The organism is Shewanella sp. 10B (assembly GCF_023475885.1).
GTDB lineage: Bacteria > Pseudomonadota > Gammaproteobacteria > Enterobacterales > Shewanellaceae > Shewanella > Shewanella mangrovisoli.
Window position 1 is genome coordinate 253,170 of sequence record NZ_JAMDJO010000001.1, and the last position, 22,724, is coordinate 275,893.

Below are 22,724 nucleotides of genomic sequence, written 5' to 3' on the forward strand. Positions count from 1 at the left end.
TGCGTTATGGCGGTCAAGCCGCCAATTAAACCAATGGGCAGGGTGAGGCTGTGGGGCAGCTTCACTTGCTACAACATCACAGAGAAAGGAGTGACACTATGACTAAGGCAACACAGACTTCACGTCAGGCACAGATTGACGCGATCAAAAAAGATTGGGCTGAAAATCCACGTTGGAAAAACGTGCGTCGCCCATACACTGCAGAGGAAGTTGTGGCTCTTCGTGGTTCTATCGTACCCGAAAACACCATTGCCAAACGCGGTGCCGCTAAACTGTGGGATTTAGTCAACGGTGGCGCAAAAAAAGGTTATGTGAACTCGTTAGGTGCACTGACTGGCGGCCAAGCGGTACAGCAGGCTAAAGCCGGTATCGAAGCAATTTACCTGTCTGGTTGGCAAGTGGCGGCCGACGCTAACTTAGCGGGCACTATGTACCCAGACCAATCTTTATACCCAGCAAACTCAGTACCTGCTGTCGTTGCACGTATTAACAACTCTTTCCGCCGTGCAGACCAAATTCAGTGGAGCAATGGTGTTAATCCGGAAGAAGAAAACTTTGTCGATTACTTCCTGCCGATTATTGCCGATGCGGAAGCGGGTTTTGGTGGCGTACTGAATGCGTTCGAGTTGATGAAGTCGATGATCGACGCTGGCGCCGCCGGTGTGCATTTTGAAGACCAATTGGCCTCAGTGAAAAAGTGCGGCCACATGGGCGGTAAAGTATTAGTACCGACCCAAGAAGCGGTACAAAAGTTAGTTGCAGCGCGCCTTGCAGCCGACGTGAGCGGTGTTGAAACCTTAGTTATCGCTCGTACCGATGCGAACGCAGCGGATTTATTGACCTCTGATTGCGACCCATACGATCGTGACTTCGTGACTGGCGAGCGCACCAGTGAAGGTTTCTACCGCGTGAAAGCGGGTCTAGACCAAGCGATTTCTCGCGGTCTTGCCTACGCACCTTATGCGGATTTAATTTGGTGTGAAACCGCTAAGCCTGACTTAGAAGAAGCACGCCGCTTTGCTGAGGCAATCCATGCTCAGTACCCAGACCAATTACTGGCCTACAACTGTTCACCTTCGTTCAATTGGAAGAAAAACTTGGATGACGCGACGATTGCGCGCTTCCAACAAGAGCTGTCGGACATGGGCTACAAGTACCAGTTCATCACTTTAGCGGGTATCCATAACATGTGGTACAACATGTTTGACCTGGCTTACGACTACGCTCGTGGTGAAGGTATGAAGCATTACGTTGAGAAAGTTCAAGAAGTTGAGTTTGCAGCAGCGAAGAAAGGCTACACCTTCGTCGCGCATCAACAGGAAGTGGGTACAGGTTACTTCGACCAAGTCACCACAGTGATCCAAGGCGGTCATTCATCGGTGACTGCACTGACTGGCTCGACCGAAGAAGAGCAGTTTTAAGCGAAGTCTGTTGTATCGCGAATAGGTTCTACCCGTAAGATGTTGTACCCGTAAACCCTGTGTTTAGCTGCATTGCAGCTGTTGTCCCCCGTGCAGTTCGCCTACATGTGCTGCACGGGTTTTTAAGTCAAACCTTGTGACTTAACTTCCTACCCAGTCAATACATTGCTTGCCTGAGCTTGGCGACTCTTTGAGTCGCTATTTTTTTATCTAATTGATTATTCTGGTGCAACTCTGACTCGAGTTGGTGCAAATTTTTAACCGTTTTACAATAGCTTAATACTATCTCATTGTTATTCAATGGCTATTTATCTTGGCCTAAATAATGCTGTGAATTGACGGTAAAACTTGGCATTCACAGTGAGGTCACCGTCATGAAATATTACAGTCGTCGTTTAGTCAAACCTGAACATTTAAATCCTGCAAATACCCTATTTGGCGGCCAGTTATTGAGTTGGATTGACGAGGAGGCGGCTATCTTTGCTGCGTGCCAGATGAAGAGCAGCAGCCATGTGACTAAGCTGATTTCTGAAATCAATTTTATGACGCCAGCGCGCCAAGGGGATGTATTGGAGTTTGGCTTGGAGCTTGTCAGCCTTGGCCACAGTTCCATTACGGTTAGTTGCCAAGTGCGTAATAAGATGACGCAAGCGCCTGTGGTTAGTATCGATAAGATGGTGTTTGTAAACGTGAATGCCCAGGGCTTACCCGTGCCCCATGGTATTCGAGCCAATGCGGCCTAAGGATTGAGCCCCGATAAAGCAGAGTGACGCATGGGCGTCACTCTGAATCTTTAGTGAGATCTTCTTTGACCGATTTCACCGCATCCCGTGAGGCATGACCAATGGCTTTGGTGGTGTCGCGGGTGGCGTGACCAATCTCTTTTGTGGTGTCACGAGTGGCGTGACCAATCTCTTTCGTCACATCTTTAGTGGTGGTGCCTATGGCGCGACCCGCATCCTTTAAATCGGCGCAGGCCGTGGTGGCCAGTAGCAGTGGTAATATTATGAGCGCGGCTTTTTTCATTGTACTCATCCTGAAAACTAACGGTTGTTAAGCAAGATACCAAATACTGCTGTACCGCGCCTTAATAATCTGAAAATCCAATCATTGGAGCCTAATCTTTTGAGTCCAACTTTTGGAGTAGGGATAATGCATAAGTTTGCTTGAGTGAAGCTTAAATGTCTCTGGCTCAAGATAACGAGGCGGCGGATTAACGACGGTTTAAGAATGAATTGATTAACAAGGTGAGTAAAACAAAATGCCAGAGTATTAACTCTGGCATTGTTGCTATTTCACTTAGCGATTAATCGCTTGTGTGATACGTCACTCTCAAGCAAAGCACTATGAGGCTTGATCGAGTTTCGCTAAACGCTGCTGATAATCATCAATCAGGTGCTGCATAATTTCTTCTGGCGCAGCCTCGTCACAGCAGGTATCGAGGAAGATTTTAAAGGTGACGAGCGCGTGACCATCATTTTTAAGCCTATCGCTCTGCATGGAGAAGTAGGCTTCTTCATTATCGGCTTTGCGGACTACAAACTTACTGGTTTCGAAGGATTTACTGCCTGAGAGTTCGTGCCATTTGGTGATACGGTTTAAGGCAATTTCACTGGATTGGTTTAATTCGATGTGGTTTAACCAACTCACTGGATGTTCGGGATCTTTGTAATGCGGACATCTAACTGTGTAGTTATATACATGAGTAATTGCTGTCATAGCGTACCTACCTGTTGAGGATGTTGCTGCCATCATAGGCATCGTTTTTGAATTCGGTCAATCATTAATTGCGCTGATATCGCCCGAGTTAAATCACAGTTTTTACAAGTATTTTTGTTTAAAAATGAGTCAGTTAATTCATTTCCATTCAGTGTTATTTAGCATGAGTTTTTAACGAATATCTATGTGCTATCTCTCAGTTTTGCACTCAAATTCGTTTTTGCTTAATTACTGCGCAATAAAGCAGCAAATAAGCGACAGGATCTGAATGGCGCAGTCAGCCATTAAACAGTAGCAAATTATTGGGGAGGTGTAGGGGCGGGCGCTAAAAGGGACAGAGGCCCATTCCTTAGAATGGGCCTCTGAGCTGGCTTCATCTTTTGCAGGGAAAAAGCGAACTAAAGCCAGTCTAGCGGATTTGTAACAGCATGTAACCCACCAAGATCACGTTTTTACGCTATTGGGACGATTTTTCGATCTATGGGATCCCAACTGCCGAAGATTACGGCGCTACGGCGGTGTTTTACATTATGGCGTAGTGCAAAATTGGCTGAGTCAGCCCAAAAGAAAGGCCCAAACAAGCTCCCTTGTTTGGGCCGATTCTCATGTCGTTAGCTTGCGCTAGCCGAACAACATCCTGTCAATTGGCGCGCGACAGACGGCGTTAATGCGTATGCTCTAGAGCGCGTTTTGGCTTATAACGCGTTAGTGAAGATCTGGCAGATCTCTTCATGGGTTGCCTGTTTAGGGTTAGTGAAACCACAGGCATCTTTTAAGGCGTTTTCGGCCAGGGTTGGAATATCTTCCGCTTTAACCCCGAGTAATGTCAGGTTTTCTGGAATGTTTACCGCAACGGATAGGGCCTTAATCGCGGCGATCGCCGCCGCTGCACCTTGTTCATCCGTCATATTGGTTACATCGACACCCATCGCCTTAGCAATATCTTTTAAGCGATCTGGTACCACTTTGGCGTTGTATTCTTGCACATGGGGTAATAATAGGGCGTTACACACACCATGGGGCAGGTCGTAGAAACCGCCTAATTGGTGCGCCATCGCATGTACATAACCTAAGCTGGCGTTGTTGAAGGCCATACCCGCCAAGAATTGCGCATAGGCCATCTGCTCACGGGCCTCAATATCTTGGCCTTGCTTGACCGCATTCACTAAGTTGCCTTGGATAAGTTCAATGGCCTTAATGGCGCAGGCATCGGTAATTGGGTTAGCAGCGATAGACACATAGGCTTCAACCGCATGGGTCAGCGCGTCCATGCCTGTTGCGGCGGTGAGGCTCGCTGGTTTTTTCAGCATCAGCTCAGGGTCATTCACAGACAGTAATGGGGTGGTGTGTTTATCGACAATCGCCATTTTGATATGGCGAGCTTCGTCAGTGATGATACAAAAACGGGTCATTTCACTGGCGGTACCAGCGGTGGTGTTAATAGCCACTAATGGCAGTTGTGGTTTAGCGGATTGGTCTAACCCTTCATAGTCTTTGATGCTGCCGCCGTTGGTGGCAACTAGGGCGATACCCTTAGCGCAATCGTGGGGGGAACCACCGCCTAATGAAATCACAAAATCACATTGATTGGCTTTTAATAGTGCAAGACCGGCTTCGACGTTACCGACGGTTGGGTTGGGTTGTACGCCATCAAACACGGTTGAAGTAATGCCGTTTTGACCGAGCTTTTCGGCCACTTCACCGACCAGACCAATCTTGACTAAAGGTTTATCCGTCACGATTAACGCGCGTTTAAAGCCTAAGGTTTTGATATCTCCGATAGCGTCATCGACGGCGCCTTTGCCTAATACGTTGACGGAAGGGATAAAAAATTTAGCAGCCATAAGTCCACCTATTTGCTTGTAAATTAAATTTGTTTCTTTCTGGTGACCAAGCTACCAATTAAGGGGTATTCAAGATGTGATCTAGATCGGCTTAGGCAGTTTATTGAGGTGAAATTCCCACTAAAGTTGGAACTAGATAACTAAATAATGAACTTTTATGACAGGGATCAGGCTCGATATACGCTATGTTTTTAAAAGCTTTTTTCAGATGATGCTTGTTTAGTTAAACTCAGATTGTTACGCGATAAATTGCCCGCCGAGGTGAGTTGTGGCTGAGTTTCTGGTAAGGTGCGGCCGTTGGGTTGATGAGGAGCACGCGAAGCACGATGGAAAAATACGAACAACTGCTGATTTCACTGCGCAGGGTGATCCGCGCTATCGACATTCATTCCCGGCAACTCAATAAACATTCAGGCCTGACGGGACCGCAGTTGATGGTGATGCAGAAAATAGCCCAACTTGGTGCACCCTTAGCCAAGCAGGTGGCCGAAGAAATCACCCTCAGCCCTGCCACTGTGACGACAATTATTGATAGGCTCGAAGGGCGGGGATTAGTGATCCGCAAACGCAGTGAGTCGGATAAGCGCAAGGTGCATCTACATTTAAGTGAGGCGGGGCGGGCATTATTGCAAGAGTCACCTAAACCGCTTCAAGAGCACTTTATAAAGCAATATCAAAACCTTGAAGAGTGGGAGCAGAGTCAGTTGCTGTCATCGGTGGAGCGTATTGCCGCCATGATGGATGCCGATAAAATTGATGCTGCACCTATGCTGTTGGTGGGTAAAATTCAAGGGGACGAATAATCCCCTCGGCCACAAATGATAAAAAGCACTGTGCATACAGTGCGTTGTTGTTTTGGCTAGGCGGCGGGGCAGTTCGTTTCCGTTACACTATTAATCAAAATCTCATTCACTGGCGTGTCGCTAAAACCGTTGCTGGTTTTGGTTGGCACAATGCTTATCTGATCGACCACATCCATCCCTTCGACGACTTTACCAAACACGGCATAGCCATAGCTGCTCGCCGAAGCATCGAGCTGCGGATTATCTAACACATTGATAAAGAACTGTGATGTCGCTGAGTCTGGCACTGTGGTACGCGCCATTGCGATAGTGCCACGTTTGTTACTGATACCGACGGCGGCCTCGTTTTTAATCGGTGCGCTGGTCGGTTTGCTTTGTAATCCCGTAGTGAAACCGCCGCCTTGGATCACAAAGTTATTGATGGTTCTGTGGAATAAAGTGCCGTTATAGAAGGACTTATCGACATATTGTTTAAAGTTCTTGCCCGTGATAGGCATATTGGTGAGGTCGATGGCTAAGGTCAAATCCCCTTTAGTCGTACTCATTAAATAGCAGACATCGGCACTTAGACTCGGTGGTGTTGGATCGGGAGTCGGTATGCTCGGCGTTAACTCATCATCGCCACCGCCGCAGGCGCTGAGGGCCAAACTCAAACCGCCTGCGAAGATAAACCCTGTGATACTTCTCATGTCAATTTCCTTATTTTTGCGTCGTTCGCTACTTACGCCCTGTCAGCTTGGATGATGTAAGCGTGCATGGGTAAATGTTGCGATTAAGTGTTGTTTTTGTTTTGAACGCGCATAGTGACAGAGCGATGAAGGTGAGTTCAAGATGAAAAATGCAATTGATACAAAGTGTTGCAGCTAGTTATTAATGCGGGCATTGCAGTTTGAGCGGGTGAGTTAACCGCTGCGATACTTCTTGAAATGCTGCTCTAAGATAAGACGCTGTTTTGCTTGCGCCATTTAAGCGCGTTGCACCTTTTTTAACCACTCCCTGCTTCAAACTAGTGCGTTAGCGAGATGGCCCCGTGGGTAAAGGCTTGAGCGATAAAGGCACGCATTTTATTCAAGATGCTGATTTATAAGTTTTCTTTGTTGTCACTTGGCTGACACAAATCTGTCTTCATGCTGTTATTTTGCGCTGGCATGGTTACTGCCTAACTAAGGCTATGGATGAGCAGTCGCGGGGGCGACAAATATGGGGCTGGAGAAGTTGCTGTATTTGCGGGGCGTGGGAGCAGATTTTACCGACTGCTTCGGCCAGTACATCCGCATTCCCGAGGCTGACAGGCAAGGGATTTTGACCTGTATGTTGCAGGAGAAAAACACTCAGGCCTGCGAGGCAAAGGATGAGCCATTAACGAGTTTACCCAGTGGCGATGAGCTTGACGCTCAGGTATATCAACTCGATGCACAGCATTGGACACAAGTGTTGCCGGCGTTTCATTGGTGCTATGTCGACGAACCTTGGGTCTGTCTGTATTTACCTCAATCTTACCGTGGCGATCTGCTGCTCACCTTTACCTGTGAGCAAGGGGAGAGGGTTATCCTCGAGGTGCTGTTTTCGGCGCTAAAACCGATTGGGGATTATCGGATTCAGGCGCAGGAGTTGGCACAGTTTGGCAATAGCCACTTTGCCAATGAGTGTCAGTTCCTGCAATACCGCCTCGACCTTTTAGGTCATGAGTTTCATTGCCGTGATGCGGGCGATGCTGCTGAGCAAGATAGCAAGGCTGAGCCGCGCCGTTCATGGGAAAATGTCAGCGCCGCGCTAAACACATCTAACAATAAAGACAACTTAAGTGATTTATCTTGCTTGGGATTGGGGTACCACACACTGAGCGTCAGTTTGCTTGGGCTGGCAGATGCTCAGCAAGGCCTTGCATCGGCAAGCACCTCAGCAGCAAGCAACTCATCAGCAAGCATTTCGGCAGCAAGTAAGGCGACTGAGTTCCATGGCACTTTTATGGTGGCACCGAGAACCGCCTATCAAGGGGTGATGAGCGCTGTAGCTCAAGGAAAGCGCCATAAACCGTGGGGCGTGAGTCTTCAGCTCTATAGTCTGCGCAGCGAAAGCCAATGGGGCATGGGCGACTTTGGCGATTTAGAGCAACTTATCGGTTTAGTGGCCGAATATGGCGCCGATTTCATTCAACTTAATCCATTACATGCCTTAGATATTGCCGCGCCGGAACATCCGAGTCCTTATAGTCCCTGCGACCGTCGAAGGCTGAATCCGCTGTATATTCATTTACCTAGCGTGCCTGAATTTGAGCCATTAAAAACGGAGTTTGCGGCGAAGGAGTGGCAAGAAGCCATTGCCCTACTCAACGCGGAGAACTGGCTCGATTATCCCAAAGTCAGCGAGCTTAAGTACCGCGCCTTTGCACGTTTATACACTGTCTTTTGCGAACACCATTTACAGCCCAACACCCCAAGAGCGCAGCGTTTTGAGGATTTTGTGGCAGAGCAGGGGGCGCCGCTCAGGGAATTTGCCCAAGCCGAATCGCTACGCAGCCCACGGGCCATAGCACAGGATGAAGGCTTTTATTTGTACTTGCAGTTTGTGGCTGAAGATCAACTGCAATTGTGCCAGCTCAAAGCCAAAGAAGCGGGGATGGGCATAGGGCTTATTCGCGATTTGGCCGTAGGCGCCGCGTTGCAAGGCGTTGAAGTTCAAGCCAATTCGCAGCAGTTTTGCTTAAACGCCAGCATAGGCGCACCGCCGGATCCATTCGCGCCGCAGGGACAAAACTGGGGCCTCACACCCCTCGATCCCGTCAAGCTAAAACAGCATCAATATCGCCATTTTATTGAACTGACTCGCGCCAACATGACCCACTGCGGTGCGCTGCGAATCGACCATGTGATGGGGCTGCTGCGACTCTGGTGGTGGCCTCTGGACAAGCGCCTCGGCCATGGCGCCTATGTGTATTACCCGGTCGAAACTCTGTTGGCGATTCTCTGCCTTGAGAGTCAACGCGCCCGCTGTGTGGTGATTGGTGAAGATTTGGGCCTAGTGCCGCCTGATATTATTCATCGCCTGTATCAGGCGGGGGTTTACTCCAACGAGTTGTTCTACTTCTGCAAAGACCATCAAGGCTTTAAGCCGCCGAGCCACTATAAGTTCCAGAGTTTGATGATGCTGGCAAACCACGATGTGCCGACGTTAGTCGCCTGGTGGACGGGCAGCGATTTGCACCTGAGGCGACAACTCGAACTGTTCAATACCGACGAGCAATTAGGTGAGGCCTTAGCCGGACGTGAGCAGGAAAAACACCAGCTGGCGCAGTGCTTAATCTCCCAGGGCCTATTGCCGGAGACAGATATTCAACAGATTGATATTGAAGATTTATTAACGGCGTGGATGCCATTTGGCGCCTCGGGCAACAGCGCTCTTTACAGCGTGCAGTGGTGCGATCTGCTCGGGGACCGCCATGCGGTGAATATCCCCGGCACTTGGCTCGAGTACCCGAATTGGCAGCGGCGATTGCCCATCAGCCTAAGTGAAGCTGCAGCTAGGCCTGCGCTGGTTGAGCGTTTGCAACGCATTGCTGCGGCAAGGCATTTGCCAGAAACGGCTGCGCATACAGATACCCTTTGACTAAAAATGGAAGCCAAATGATGACTCAAGCCCAGACTTACTTCTATGACGGTAGCGATGTCGCACTGTTAAATGGTCAATATACGGATGTGTTTTCCCTGCTCGGTATGCACAGCATCAACGAGGGTAAGGCCTTGGTGGTGCGCTGTTTTTTACGCAATGCCCAAAAGGTTGATGTGATAAGTCTTAAGGATGGCCGTAAGGTGGCGAGCCTTGAGCGCGTCAATGAGGCGGGGCTGTTTGCGGGCACGCTTGGCAGACGGGTTAAGCCTTTTTTGTATGCGCTACGGGTGACTTATCCCCTCTGCGAGCAGGATATTATCGATCCCTATCAGTTTGGCTCCCTCCTCGATAGTCAAGACTTATACCTCTTCGGCGAAGGAAGCTCTGAACAGGCCTATCGCTTTTTAGGTGCGAATTGGCGCCACGTCGATAACGTCGAAGGCGTGCATTTTTGCGTATGGGCGCCCAATGCTAAGCGGGTTTCTGTGGTGGGGGATTTTAACCACTGGGACGAGACTCGCCATGTGATGCGCCAACATTTGGCCAACGGCTTATGGGAGATTTTTCTGCCTGATGTTGCCGAAGGCGCGCACTATAAGTTTGATTTGGTATATCAAAATGGCGAGCGCCACGCCAAATCCGACCCTATGGCGACCCAAATGGAATGTGCACCGCACAATGCCTCCATAGTGCCGAAAAAACATCAACACCCTTGGGCGGATACACAATGGATGCACAAACGGGCGACCACGGCTTGGCATCGCGCCGCTATGTCTATCTACGAAGTGCAGCTAGGCTCTTGGCGCCGAAAAGGTGAGTTTGGTGAGCAATATTTTGATTATCAAGACTTAATCGAGCAATTGATCCCCTATGTGAAGGAGCAAGGTTTTACCCATATCGAGTTGATGCCTGTCAGCGAGTATCCCTTCGACGGCTCTTGGGGGTATCAACCCGTTGGCCTGTACGCGCCGACCCATCGTTTTGGCGATGCCAATGTCTTAAAGGCCTTTATCGATGCCTGCCATCAGGCCGAGATTGGCGTGTTACTCGATTGGGTCGCAGCGCATTTCCCTAAGGATCCCCACGGCCTTGTGCGTTTCGATGGCACTTGTCTCTACGAACATGAAGATCCGCGCAAAGGCACGCACCCCGATTGGGATACGCTGATCTATAACTACGACCGTGGTGAGGTGCGCAGCTTTCTGCTCAGCAATGCCTGCTATTGGCTGCGGGAGTTTCACCTCGATGGGCTCAGGCTCGATGCGGTGTCATCCATGTTGTACCTCGACTACAGCCGCGAACCCGGGCAATGGCTGCCCAATGCCTATGGCGGACGGGAGAATTTAGAGGCGATTCATTTTCTGCAAATGTTGAATCAACGTTTGTATCAAGCCTTCCCTGGCATTTGCATGATAGCCGAAGAGTCGACCGCCTTTGCGGGGGTGACTAAGCCGACGGATAGCGGCGGGCTGGGGTTTGGTTTTAAGTGGAATATGGGCTGGATGAACGACAGCCTAAACTACTTAGGCCGCGATCCCATCTATCGCCAGTATCACCATAACCAGCTGACCTTTAGCCTGATGTATGCCTATTCGGAGCAATTTATGCTGTCGATAAGCCACGATGAAGTGGTGCACGGCAAGGGCTCTTTGCTGCATAAAATTCCCGGCGATGATTGGCAAAAATTCGCTACCCTCAGGGCCTATTACGGCTTTATGTGGGGACATCCGGGCAAAAAACTGCTGTTTATGGGCAGCGAGTTCGCCCAGCGTGACGAATGGAACCATAACCATAGCCTCGATTGGCATTTGCTCGCCTTCGAGCCTCACCAAGGCGTGCAGCACTGGCTTCGCGATCTGAATCAGCTTTATCGCCAATTCCCCGCCTTATCCGTGCTCGACTATGAGTCGCAAGGTTTTCGCTGGCTCGATTGTGACAATGGTCGCGACAGTATTTTTAGCTTTGTTCGCTATGGCGAGAGCAGTGATGTGCCCTTAGTGTTTGTGGTGAACATGACGCCAACCCTGCACCAAGGATTTCGTATCGGCTTGCCCCAAGGCGGGGATTTCTGTGAGTACCTCAATAGCGACAGCCATCTCTATGGTGGCAGCAATCAGGGGAATGCGGGCAAGGTGGTTGCCGAAGATTTACCTTGGCAGGGCATGGCATCGAGCGCGTTGATCACTGTGCCTCCCCTGGGGTGCTTAATTCTCGGGCCTGCGACGGATACGCCAAGAGACACTAACCTATGACGAATACTGTGCCTGTAAATGCTGATGGCTCAACCGCCTATAACCTAAGTGCGGGGCAGCCCTTTCCCTTAGGGGCGACGGTCGATGATGGCGGAGTGAATTTCGCCCTGTTTTCGGCCCATGCCACTGGGGTGGAGTTATGTCTGTTTGATGCCCAAGGCGAGGTAGAAATTCAGCGCATCGCCTTGACGGAGCAGACCCAGCAAATCTGGCATTTATATGTGCATGGGCTCAGTGCCGGCCAGCTTTATGGCTACCGTGTCTATGGTCCCTACGAGCCGCAATTAGGCCACAGATTTAATCCGCATAAGTTGCTGTTAGACCCTTACGCTCGCCAGCTCGTGGGGCGTTATCACCACCATATCGCCAACTTTGGTTATGAGATTGATAACCCTAATGAAGACTTATCTTTCAGCACCTTAGATAACGCGGATTTTGTACCTAAGTGCAAAGTGGTCGATACTCGGCCTCTTTTTAATGCCGCTAAGGCCCATACTATTCGGCCACTCTCAAGCAAGCGTGAGCCATTGCCACTTGAGCAGTGCATTATCTATGAGATGCACTTAAAGGGATTTACCGCGCTGCACCCTGAGATAGATGCGCCGCTGCGTGGTACCTTTGCCGGGCTGGCATCGAATGCTGCGATAGATTACTTAGTTAATCTCGGCGTGAATTGTGTCGAGTTACTGCCGGTACAGGCATTCTTCTCCGAGCCCTTTCTACTTGAAAAACAGCTCTCTAACTATTGGGGTTATAACAGCGTAGGCTTTTTTGCGCCTGAGCCGAGTTATCTCTCGAGTGAAGATATTGGTGAGTTTCGCACTATGGTGGATGCGTTACACGGTGCGGGTATCGAAGTCATTCTCGATGTGGTCTATAACCACAGCGCCGAGGGCAGTCGCCTCGGGCCGACCTTTAGCTTTCGCGGTATCGACAATCTGAGCTATTACCGCCTGCATCCAAACGATAAACGCTTTTATATCAACGATACCGGCTGCGGCAATACCTTAAACCTCAATCACCCACGCATGTTGCAGTTGGTGTTAGATTCGCTGCGTTACTGGGTCGAAGTGATGGGGGTCGATGGCTTTCGTTTCGATTTAGCCGCCTGCCTTGGCCGTGAAGCCTATGGATTCGACCCAGGTAGTGGTTTTTTCGATGCGTTGCTGCAAGACCCAGTACTTTGCCGGGTGAAGCTGATTGCCGAGCCTTGGGATATTGGTCCGGGTGGGTATCAGCTGGGTAATTTCCCGGTGGCCTTTAGCGAGTGGAATGACAGATACCGTGACACTATGCGGCGTTTTTGGCGCGGCGATCACGCCATGTTGCCCGAGTTTGCGCGGCGTTTTCATGGCTCGGGGGATTTCTTTGAGCATAGCGGCCGTCCTCCTGCCGCCAGTATCAACTTTTTAACCAGTCACGATGGTTTTACTCTCAAAGATTTAGTGAGTTATTGCGAGCGGCACAATTGGGCCAACGGTGAAGAAAACCGCGACGGCCACCATGAGAACTTCAGCCATCACTACGGAGTAGAAGGCGACACCGATGACGCCACCATTCTCGCGCTGCGCGCTCGCCAGCAACGCAATCTATTGACCACATTATTCCTCTCCCAAGGGGTGCCTATGTTACTCAGCGGCGATGAGACTGGCCGCACCCAAGGCGGGAATAATAACGCCTATTGTCAAGATAACCCATTGAATTGGTTCGATTGGTCAGCGGAGGGCATGGATAGCTCATTACTGAGTTTCACCTCACAGTTGATTGCCTTGCGTAAACGCTTTCCGCTCTTGTGTTCCAAACGTTTTATCCATGAGCAGCTAGTGGCCAATGCCTTCGATTGGTCGTCTGAGTCATCTTCAAGCCAAGCTGTAAGTCCTGTCTCAACCCCATCGGGGGCGAGGCTGGATTGGTTTAGTCGCCAAGGTGAACCTATGAGCAAAAGCCTGTGGAGTGAGTCCATGGGGCGCAGCCTCTGCGTGGTGTTATCGGGCAATTTAACTGCCAGTCAACCACAAACTCAGGCTGACACACTCCAAGCGCTGCTGTTGATGGTCAATGCCGATGAGCATCCCTTGGCCTTTACCCTGCCTATTTTTGACGGTTTAGGACCGTGGCAATGTCTGCTGCATACCCAAACCGACCCACAATTTTTAACTCCCACTGAGCCGCTGGATGCTCAGTCCTCACCGACGCGGTACTTGTTACAGGATCGCAGTCTTATGCTGTTTCATGCTGATTTTATAAGGAATTAACTATGAGTCATAACAGTGAGCTGAGCCCAAATACCAGCGGCGTTCCCTCCAAAAAACGTGCCACTAAGGCCGCGCCGAGTAAGCCAAAAGCGACACTCGAACCCTGCGAGCCCTGTGATGCCCTGCCCGCGACCTTTAATCGCCATGTGCGTTACGGTTTAAGCCGCGGCGAAGTGGCTCACGGTGAGTTATTTCAAGCGTTGGCACTCAGCGTTAAAGAGCAAATGTTAGATGAGTGGCGTGAGACGCGCATCAAAGATAGCTGCTATGACAACAAGCAAGTAGCTTATTTATCGCTTGAGTTTCTGATGGGCAGGGCATTAGGTAATGCCTTGTTAAATCTAGATTTAGAGCAAGATAGCCGCGAGGCGCTTAGTCAATATTCCGTGTCTCTCGAAGAGCTTGAAGAGGCCGAACATGACGCAGGATTAGGTAATGGTGGCCTTGGGCGGCTCGCCGCCTGTTTTCTCGATAGCTGCGCCAGCATGGATTTATCCGTCACGGGTTATGGCATTCGTTACGAATACGGCATGTTCGCCCAGAAGATTGTCGATGGCTATCAGGTAGAGCGTCCAGACCGTTGGCTGCGTGAGGGCAACCCGTGGGAGGTGCGTGTTCCGCACCATAATGTGACGGTAAAATTCTTTGGTCACACCGAATCCTATGTGGATAAACAAGGGCGCAGGCACATGATTTGGGTCGATACCCAAGATGTGCTCGCCGTGGCCTATGACATGCCCGTGCCCGGTTATCGCAATGGCCGGGTGAATAGCCTTAGACTCTGGAAGGCCGAAGCGACGGATGACTTTGATTTAGCAGAGTTTAACCAAGGGGATTACACAGAAGCTGTGGCGTGCAAGAACCTCGCTGAGCAGATCACTATGGTGCTGTACCCCAATGATGCCAGCGAGAACGGTAAGGAGCTGCGGCTGCGTCAGCAGTACTTTTTGTCCTCCGCCAGCCTGCAGGCGATTTTGAAGCGTTGGGTGCATCACCACGGCCATGACTTCAGTGAGTTTGCCGCGAAAAATGTGATCCAACTGAATGACACTCACCCGAGTATTGCCGTCCCCGAATTAATGCGGCTGCTGGTGGATGAATATGGCCTCGAATGGGACGCTGCGTGGGCGATTACCAGCCACACTATGGCCTATACCAATCACACATTGTTGCCCGAGGCGTTAGAGCGCTGGCCCGTGCGTATGATGGCGTTGATGCTGCCGCGAATTTTAGACATCATCTATGAAATCAACGCCAGATACCTAGATTTAGTTGCCCATCATTGGCCGGGGGATGGCGCTAAACTGGCCAGCATGTCGATCATTCAAGATGGCCCCGATCCCCACGTGCGCATGGCGTACTTAGCCATAGTGGCGAGCTTTTCGGTAAACGGTGTGGCGGCGCTGCATACCCAGTTATTAAAGTCGGGCCTGTTTAAGGATTTCTATAGCCTGTGGCCGGAGAAATTTAACAATCGCACCAATGGCGTAACCCCAAGACGTTGGTTAGCCCACTGCAATCCCGCGCTCGCCAAACTGTTAACCAGCCATTTAGGCAAGGGTTGGGTGACGGATTTAAGCCAACTGACGGCGCTCAATGCCTTAACCCAAGACGCCAGCTTTATTCAAAAGTGGCGTGAGGTGAAACAAGCCAACAAGGTGCAACTCGCCAAGATGATCGCCAAGGAATGTGGCGTCGAGTTTGACCCTGCGATGCTGTTTGATGTGCAGGTTAAGCGGATCCACGAGTACAAGCGTCAGCTCCTTAATATTCTGCATGTGATCCATCTCTACCATCAAATCCAGCAGGGGCACACGGAGCACCTAGTGCCACGCTGTGTGCTGATTGGCGGTAAAGCTGCGCCAGGTTACTTTATGGCGAAACTCATCATCAAACTCGCCAGTAATGTTGCCCATATGGTCAATTGCGATCCTGTGGTGGCGCCGTATCTACGTTTTGCTTTTCTGCCCAATTACAACGTCAGTGCCATGGAAAAAATCTGCCCCGGAACCGATGTCTCCGAACAAATCTCCACCGCGGGTAAGGAGGCCTCTGGCACGGGCAATATGAAGTTCATGATGAACGGCGCACTCACCATAGGCACCTTAGATGGCGCCAATATCGAGATGCTCGAAGAGGTGGGCGAGGATAACTTTTTCCTCTTTGGCCTCAACGCCGAGCAAGTGACCCAAATGCGCTGCGATTACCAACCGCAACGGATTATCGCCGAGTCCCACGCCTTATCCGAAGTCATGGCCTTACTTAAGAGCGGCCATTTTAACCTGCTGGAACCGGGGATTTTCGATCCCATTATCGCCTCGATTGAAAGCGCGGATGATCAGTGGATGACGGCGGCAGATTTCGACAGTTATCGCCTAGCCCAAGAAGCGGTGGCGAAGGCCTATAAAGATCCGAAAAAGTGGACGCAAATGAGTATTCGCAACACGGCGGCCAGTGGTCGCTTCTCCAGTGATGTGACGATTGCTGGCTATCGAGATGATATTTGGAAACTGTAACGGAGAGATTAATGAGCAAGGGAATGCGCTGTGGTATGCAATCCTGCGGCCTTAGGGCGGCTGGGAAGAGTGGTTGTGAAGCAATCGGCACTGATGTGCTATTTGGGGAGTAGAGCCTATGTCTAATGTACGTTATATCAGTAATTTAACTCGTGAAACCTATGCATTGATTCTGGCTGGTGGCCGAGGCTCGCGTTTACATGAACTCACCGACTGGCGCGCTAAACCCGCGCTGTATTTCGGGGGTAAGTTTAGGATCATCGATTTTCCGCTGTCGAATTGCATCAACTCGGGGATCCGCCGCGTTGGGGTGGTGACCCAATATAAGTCGCACTCGTTAATTCGCCACGTGATGCGCGGTTGGGGTCACTTTAAAAAGGAATTAGGTGAGTCGGTGGAGATCCTGCCCGCCTCACAACGTTACTCTGAGAATTGGTATCAGGGCACGGCTGACGCAGTATTTCAAAATATCGACATCATCCGCCATGAGCTGCCCAAGTACGTGATGGTGCTGTCGGGTGACCATGTCTATCGCATGGATTACGCTGGCTTATTGGCCGCCCATGCCGAATCCGGCGCCGATATGACAGTCTCCTGCCTCGAGGTGCCTGTGGCCGAGGCGGCGGGTGCATTTGGGGTGATGGAGGTTGATGACGAGATGCGCATCCTAGGTTTTGAAGAAAAACCCAAGCATCCTAAACACTCCCCAGGCAATCCCGAGAAGTGCCTCGCCTCGATGGGTAACTATGTGTTTAACACCGAGTTTTTGTTCGAACAGTTGAAGAAAGATGCGCAAAACGCCAATTCCGATCGGGATTTTGGCAAAGACATTATTCCCTCGATCATCGAAAAACATAAAGTGTTTGCCTACCCCTTTAAGAGTGCCTTCCCCAATGAACAAGCCTATTGGCGCGATGTGGGCACCTTAGATTCCTTTTGGCAGGCCAATATGGAATTGTTATCGCCAACGCCCGCCTTAAATCTCTACGATGCCAAATGGCCGATTTGGACCTATCAGGAGCAATTGCCGCCCGCTAAGTTTGTGTTCGACGATGACGATAGACGCGGTATGGCGGTGGATTCGATTATTTCCGGCGGCTGTATTATCTCGGGCGCGACCGTGCGCCGCAGCGTATTGTTTAATGAGGTGCGGGTTTGTTCCTACTCAGTGGTTGAGGATTCAGTGGTGCTGCCCGATGTGGTGGTGCTGCGCCACTGTAAGATTAAAAACGCCATCATCGACAGGGGCTGCATCATCCCCGAAGGCACAGTGATCGGTTATAACCACGACCATGACAGGGCAAAAGGCTTTAGGGTGTCCGAGAAAGGCATCACCTTAGTCACCCGCGATATGCTAGGGCTGCCCGTGGGCTATGAGTAAGGCCAAGCCGATAATGTGTTTGAATATTAACCCTGTTGGAGTATGAAGTTAGGTGAAACGCATATTAATGGTTGCAGCGGAAAATGGGGCGCTGAAAGGGGCGAAAGTGGGCGGTATGGCGGATGTGATCCGTGACTTGCCCCAAGCCCTCGCGAGTGTTGGGATCCAAGCCGATATAATTATGCCAAGCTACGGATTTTTAACGGGCCTTGGGGCCAAACTTATCCATGAGTTTGAGGTGAGTTTTGCTGGGCGACAGGAGCCGATTAAGTTGTATTGGCTGGCGCAGCCTAAGGTGCCGGGCGCCAATATTTACTTGCTCGAGCATGGGCTGTGGCAATCGAGCCCCGGGCAGATTTATAGCCAAGGCTCGAGCGACCGCCCCTTTGCCGATGATGCGACTAAGTTTGCGCTTTTGTGTGCAAGCGTAGCCAAAGCCTTGGTGGCAGGGCTTGTGCCTATGCCAGAGCTTTTACATCTGCACGACTGGCACACGGGATGTTTAGCCATGCTGCGGGCGCTGGCGCCTGAGTATCAAGCATTGCAAAGCATAGAATGTGTGTTTTCGATTCATAACCTTGCGCTGCAGGGGATAAGGCCGCTGAGCCATGATACCTCAAGCTTTGCGGCTTGGTTCCCTTACTTATTCGCTCAGTTAGATGAGGGCCAACGCGCCCAGATTATCGATCCCCGCTATCCCCATTGCATTAATCCGATGCGGATGGGGATAACGCTGGCGGATAAGGTGCATCTCGTGTCACCGACCTACGCCAAGGAGGTATTGCTTCCCTCCCGTCCCGAGTTGGGTTTCTTCGGTGGTGAAGGCTTGGAGGCAGATTTACAACGCAAAGCCGAGCAGGGGCGAGTGCTTGGTATTTTAAACGGTTGCGAATACCCTGAAACCTTGGCCCAAACCTCCCTCGAACGTATGGGATTAACTGAGTTTAAGGCGTTACTGAGTTGCATCGAGTCGGCCTTAGTGCAGTGGCAGGGCGGACGAAGTCAGGTGAGTGGCGTCGATATGATTGCTTTTACGCGGCTACAAGCCCTGTGGCGCCAAGCCTCTGCGGGGGAATTCCCGGACTTTCTGTTGACCTCTGTTGGCAGGCTGACCGATCAAAAAGTGTTGATCCTGCGGCATATTTTACCTTCTGGCTTATCGGTATTGGAGACGTTATTGCAACAGTTGCCGCAAACGCAGCCTAAGGCTCTGTTTGTGTTACTGGGCAGTGGCGACCCTGAGATAGGGCAGTTTTTTCAAACTCTTGCGGCTAAGTATGCCCATTTTGTGTTTCTGCAGGGATACCATGAGGAACTCTCACAGTGTCTTTATCAACTGGGTGATTTGTTCCTGATGCCAAGCTCCTTCGAACCCTGTGGTATTAGCCAAATGCTTGCCATGCGTAGTGGTCAGCCTTGCCTAGTGCATGGGGTTGGCGGATTGCGGGATACGGTCGAGGACAATGTCGATGGCTTTGTGTTTTATGGCGACGATATCAAGGCGCAGGGTGAGGCGTTACTGACAAAGCTTGGCGACGCATTGGAGACATTTGGCGCTGTTGATTGGATGCAATTCAAGCGTAATGCAAAAGCGCGGCGCTTTGATTGGCATAGCATAGCCCTCGAATACAAGAAACAACTCTACAACATTTTGTGAGTTATCCCTTGTAATTAGACCATGATTTGTAAGCAATTCTGCTACACTTGTGAGGGAGAGTTTTCGTAAGATAATCCGTTCCCTCATTTTTGGAGTTGCTTCCACATCCATGGATAAAAGCATTTTCTTACCCTTAGTACAAAATGCGGCGTTATTGCTCGCCTTGGTGTTTTTGTACGATGCGATTCCTAAAAAGCATCAGCGGCAGTATTTTTTGCTGTGGCGGCTGGGGATCGGATTACTCATAGGTGGCATTGGCGTCACGATTATGAGTACCCCATGGATGTACGAACCCGGCATTATCTTCGATACCCGCTCTGTGCTCCTATGTGTCACCGGCCTGTTTTTTGGCGGTTTGCCCACCGCCATCGCCGTTGTGATGACGGCTATTTATCGGATCAGCATTGGTGGCGCTGCCATGTGGGTCGGCTTAGGGGTGATTATTTCCTCAGGCTTGATTGGGGTGATATGGCGCCAGCAACGTAAATCTTACCTTGCCAATATCTCGGGCAGAGAAATCTTCAGCTTTGCCTTCGTCGTGCATATCGTCATGTTGTTGTGGTTCTTTTTGCTGCCGGACAAGGTTGCCATTCCCGTGCTGCAAAAAATCATGTTACCCGTGCTAACCATTTATCCCCTCGCGACTTGGTTACTGAGCCGTTTACTCTCCCGCCGTTTTGAGCTCGAGCGTGACGAGCAGATCCGTTTGCAGGATGATTTCCTGTTCCGCAGCCAATTTAACGTCGGCAACATCGGGATTGCCATTACCGGCGTCGATCAAAAGTGGATCAAGGTGAACCCAAGGCTGTGCCAAATGCTGAAATACTCAGAGGATGAGCTGTTGCATATGACCTGGAAACAGCTCACTCATCCTGATGATGTCGAGGCGGACGTAGTCAAGTTTGAGCTGATGCTGGCGGGTAAAATCGATAACTATGAAATGGATAAACGTTTTATCGCCAAAGATAATTCGATTGTATATACCCATATGACGGTCGCCTGTAAGCGCGCTAATCATCAAGTGTTATTGGTGATTGCGGGTTATTTGGATGTCACCGCCCAGACTCTCGCCGATAGGGAAGTGCTCGCCAGTCGTGAGCAACTCGAGCTGGTGTTAAGCAGTAGCGATCTGGGCGTTTGGGACTGGGATATCCGTAATGACCATATCGAGCGTAACGCCCGCAGTGCCGATATTTTAGGTTGCGATATTGATATGCTTAACGCCAATAGTCGCCAATGGATGGACTCGATTGTCGCCGAGGACAGGCCCAAGGTGCTGCACTCCATCGAGGCCCATATTCGCGGGGAAACGCCGCAACATAAAATGGAATATCGCTTAAAAACCCTTAACCGCGATATCCGCTGGATTTTAGATACGGGCAAAGTGGTGAGCCGCGATGCCAATAACAACGCCTTAAGAATGTGCGGTACCTATACCGATATCACCGAGGCCAAGCTTATTGAAGAATCCCTAAAGCTGTCGGCGCTGGTCTATGACAACAGCTCCGAGGCCATGAGTGTGCTCGATGAGACGGGGGTCATCATCACTGTCAACGCCGCATTTACAGCGATCACGGGTTATAGCGAGTCAGAAATTCGTGGTCAGCATATTCGCCTACTTTATTGCGATCTCAACGGTCATGGCTTTTATACCGAGATGAATAATGAAATTCGCGAGAAGGGCGAGTGGCAGGGGGAGATGCGCCAGCGACGTAAGAACAATGAAGAGTACGTCATTTGGCTCACCATCAACACCATCAAAGATAAAGATGGCCAACCTTATCGGCGTGTGGCGCTGTTTTCTGATATCACGGATAAAAAGCAGAGCGAGCATTTGATCTGGAAACAGGCCAACTACGACACGCTAACGGGCTTGCCGAATCGGCGCATGTTGCTCGAATATTTAGGCGCCGAGATCAAGAGTGCCGACCGCAATCGCAATCATTTTGCCTTGATGTTCCTCGATCTGGATTATTTTAAAGAAGTGAACGACACCCTAGGCCATGCGATGGGGGATCTATTGCTGATTGAAACCGCCAGTCGCTTAAAATCCTGCGTGCGGGATGCCGATGTGGTGGCGCGCCTCGGCGGGGATGAGTTTACTGTGGTGCTCAGTTCGATGGTGGATCACAAGGGGATAGAGCGGGTTGCCGAACATATTTTACGTCGCATTGCCGAGCCCTATGTGCTGGGGGAAGAAACGGCCTATATCAGCGCCAGTATTGGCATCACTCTTTATCCCGATGATGCGACTAGCATCGAAGGTCTGCTCAAACATGCGGATCAGGCTATGTATGCGGCGAAAGATCAGGGCCGCAATCGTTTCAACTATTTCACTCCTTCGATGCAGGAATACGCCAAGTATCGGATGCGGTTAATCCAAGATTTACGCCAGGCAGTGGTGAGCAAAGAATTTGAACTGCACTATCAACCCATAGTGACCATGACCACGGGCGAAGTGCTTAAGGCCGAAGCGCTATTGCGTTGGTTCCATCCGGAGCGGGGTTATGTTTCCCCTGCGGAATTTATTCCGGTTGCCGAAGATACTGGGCTGATTGTCGAGATTGGCAACTGGGTCTTTGAGCAGGCGGCGCGGCAAAGTGCCCTGTGGCGTAAAACCTTTGGAGTCGATATCCAGATCAGCGTTAACAAGTCACCCATTCAGTTCCGCGATGAGGGCACACTGCTGCACAATTGGCTCGAATTACTGCAGAAATTAGACGTCACCGGCACGGGCGTGTGCGTCGAAATTACCGAAGGGTTACTCCTCGATGCCAGTATGGGCGTCACCGAAAAACTCTTGGCCTATCGGGATGCGGGCGTGCAAGTTTCCCTAGACGATTTTGGCACAGGTTATTCGTCCTTGGCGTATTTGAAGAAGTTCGATATAGATTACCTAAAAATCGATCAATCCTTTACCCGCAATATCGACACCGATGAAAGCGACCAAACCCTGTGCGAGGCCATTATCGTAATGGCCCATAAGTTGGGGATGAAAGTCATCGCCGAAGGGGTCGAAACCGAGGCGCAGCGCCAAGTCTTGCTTACTGCGGGCTGTGATTATGGCCAAGGTTACTTATTCTCTAAACCCGTGAGCGCCACAGAGTTTGCGAGTAAGTATTTGGTTAAAGAGGCTTAGTTGGTAACAGAGTAACTATTATCCTGCACTTATGGTTATCTTTTGCCTATAAATGCGCCGCAAATTTTGCTAGACTCCGCGGCCCCGTAAAGGGCTATATGGCGGCTGATTCGAATAGCAGTTGATTC

The 22,724-nt window shown here is 50.4% G+C and carries 14 protein-coding genes; 10 read left to right on the forward strand and 4 right to left on the reverse strand.

Annotated features, from left to right (window positions below; all coding sequences use genetic code 11):
• The first annotated feature begins 98 nt into the window (after nucleotides 1-98).
• Together aceA and M0415_RS01105 are read left to right on the forward strand one after the other, a co-directional pair.
• Nucleotides 99-1,421: an isocitrate lyase gene (gene aceA / locus M0415_RS01100; protein WP_086904378.1), complete on the forward strand. Its 1,323-nt coding sequence runs from the start codon at nucleotides 99-101 to the stop codon at nucleotides 1,419-1,421.
• 374 nt (nucleotides 1,422-1,795) lie between these two features.
• Nucleotides 1,796-2,164 carry an acyl-CoA thioesterase gene (locus M0415_RS01105; RefSeq protein WP_011623516.1) on the forward strand — a complete coding sequence of 123 codons (369 nt, stop codon included), beginning with the start codon at nucleotides 1,796-1,798 and terminating at the stop codon, nucleotides 2,162-2,164.
• Nucleotides 2,165-2,201: 37 nt separating this feature from the next.
• Here the strand turns inward: M0415_RS01105 and M0415_RS01110 are convergent, their stop codons facing one another.
• From M0415_RS01110 to yiaY, 3 genes are all read right to left on the reverse strand, one after another.
• A complete protein-coding gene (locus M0415_RS01110) occupies nucleotides 2,202-2,447 on the reverse strand; it encodes a hypothetical protein (RefSeq protein WP_249555948.1) in 246 nt (81 codons plus the stop codon).
• A gap of 318 nt (nucleotides 2,448-2,765) precedes the next feature.
• On the reverse strand, nucleotides 2,766-3,140 hold the full coding sequence (locus tag M0415_RS01115; protein WP_011717800.1) for a hypothetical protein: 375 nt from the start codon (nucleotides 3,138-3,140) through the stop codon (nucleotides 2,766-2,768).
• Nucleotides 3,141-3,835: 695 nt separating this feature from the next.
• Complete coding sequence (gene yiaY / locus M0415_RS01120) at nucleotides 3,836-4,984, reverse strand: L-threonine dehydrogenase (protein WP_249555947.1); 1,149 nt, start codon at nucleotides 4,982-4,984, stop codon at nucleotides 3,836-3,838.
• 326 nt (nucleotides 4,985-5,310) lie between these two features.
• On the opposite strand from yiaY, the gene M0415_RS01125 reads away from it, so the two are divergent.
• Nucleotides 5,311-5,787 (forward strand): MarR family winged helix-turn-helix transcriptional regulator, encoded by a 477-nt coding sequence (locus M0415_RS01125; RefSeq protein ID WP_041408827.1) that lies wholly within the window; start codon nucleotides 5,311-5,313, stop codon nucleotides 5,785-5,787.
• A 56-nt stretch (nucleotides 5,788-5,843) separates the two neighbouring features.
• Here the strand turns inward: M0415_RS01125 and M0415_RS01130 are convergent, their stop codons facing one another.
• Nucleotides 5,844-6,476: a peptidylprolyl isomerase gene (locus M0415_RS01130; protein WP_249555946.1), complete on the reverse strand. Its 633-nt coding sequence runs from the start codon at nucleotides 6,474-6,476 to the stop codon at nucleotides 5,844-5,846.
• 511 nt (nucleotides 6,477-6,987) lie between these two features.
• Here M0415_RS01130 and malQ point away from each other — a divergent pair.
• From malQ to M0415_RS01165, 7 genes are all read left to right on the forward strand, one after another.
• Nucleotides 6,988-9,393, forward strand: a complete 2,406-nt coding sequence (gene malQ, locus M0415_RS01135; protein WP_249555945.1) for a 4-alpha-glucanotransferase — start codon at nucleotides 6,988-6,990, stop codon at nucleotides 9,391-9,393.
• Nucleotides 9,394-9,410: 17 nt separating this feature from the next.
• Nucleotides 9,411-11,648 carry a 1,4-alpha-glucan branching protein GlgB gene (gene glgB, locus M0415_RS01140; RefSeq protein ID WP_249555944.1) on the forward strand — a complete coding sequence of 746 codons (2,238 nt, stop codon included), beginning with the start codon at nucleotides 9,411-9,413 and terminating at the stop codon, nucleotides 11,646-11,648.
• Complete coding sequence (gene glgX, locus M0415_RS01145; protein ID WP_249555943.1) at nucleotides 11,645-13,903, forward strand: glycogen debranching protein GlgX; 2,259 nt, start codon at nucleotides 11,645-11,647, stop codon at nucleotides 13,901-13,903. Before glgB ends, glgX begins: the two co-directional genes overlap by 4 nt.
• Nucleotides 13,904-13,905: 2 nt before the next feature.
• The gene (locus M0415_RS01150; RefSeq protein ID WP_249555942.1) at nucleotides 13,906-16,419 is read left to right on the forward strand and encodes a glycogen/starch/alpha-glucan phosphorylase; all 2,514 of its coding nucleotides are present in this window, start codon (nucleotides 13,906-13,908) and stop codon (nucleotides 16,417-16,419) included.
• Between the two features lie 118 nt (nucleotides 16,420-16,537).
• Nucleotides 16,538-17,800 carry a glucose-1-phosphate adenylyltransferase gene (glgC, locus tag M0415_RS01155; RefSeq protein WP_011717793.1) on the forward strand — a complete coding sequence of 421 codons (1,263 nt, stop codon included), beginning with the start codon at nucleotides 16,538-16,540 and terminating at the stop codon, nucleotides 17,798-17,800.
• Nucleotides 17,801-17,867: 67 nt separating this feature from the next.
• The gene (locus M0415_RS01160; RefSeq protein WP_249556614.1) at nucleotides 17,868-19,457 is read left to right on the forward strand and encodes a glycogen synthase; all 1,590 of its coding nucleotides are present in this window, start codon (nucleotides 17,868-17,870) and stop codon (nucleotides 19,455-19,457) included.
• 109 nt (nucleotides 19,458-19,566) lie between these two features.
• Complete coding sequence (locus tag M0415_RS01165; protein WP_249555941.1) at nucleotides 19,567-22,596, forward strand: EAL domain-containing protein; 3,030 nt, start codon at nucleotides 19,567-19,569, stop codon at nucleotides 22,594-22,596.
• The last annotated feature ends 128 nt before the right edge of the window (nucleotides 22,597-22,724 follow it).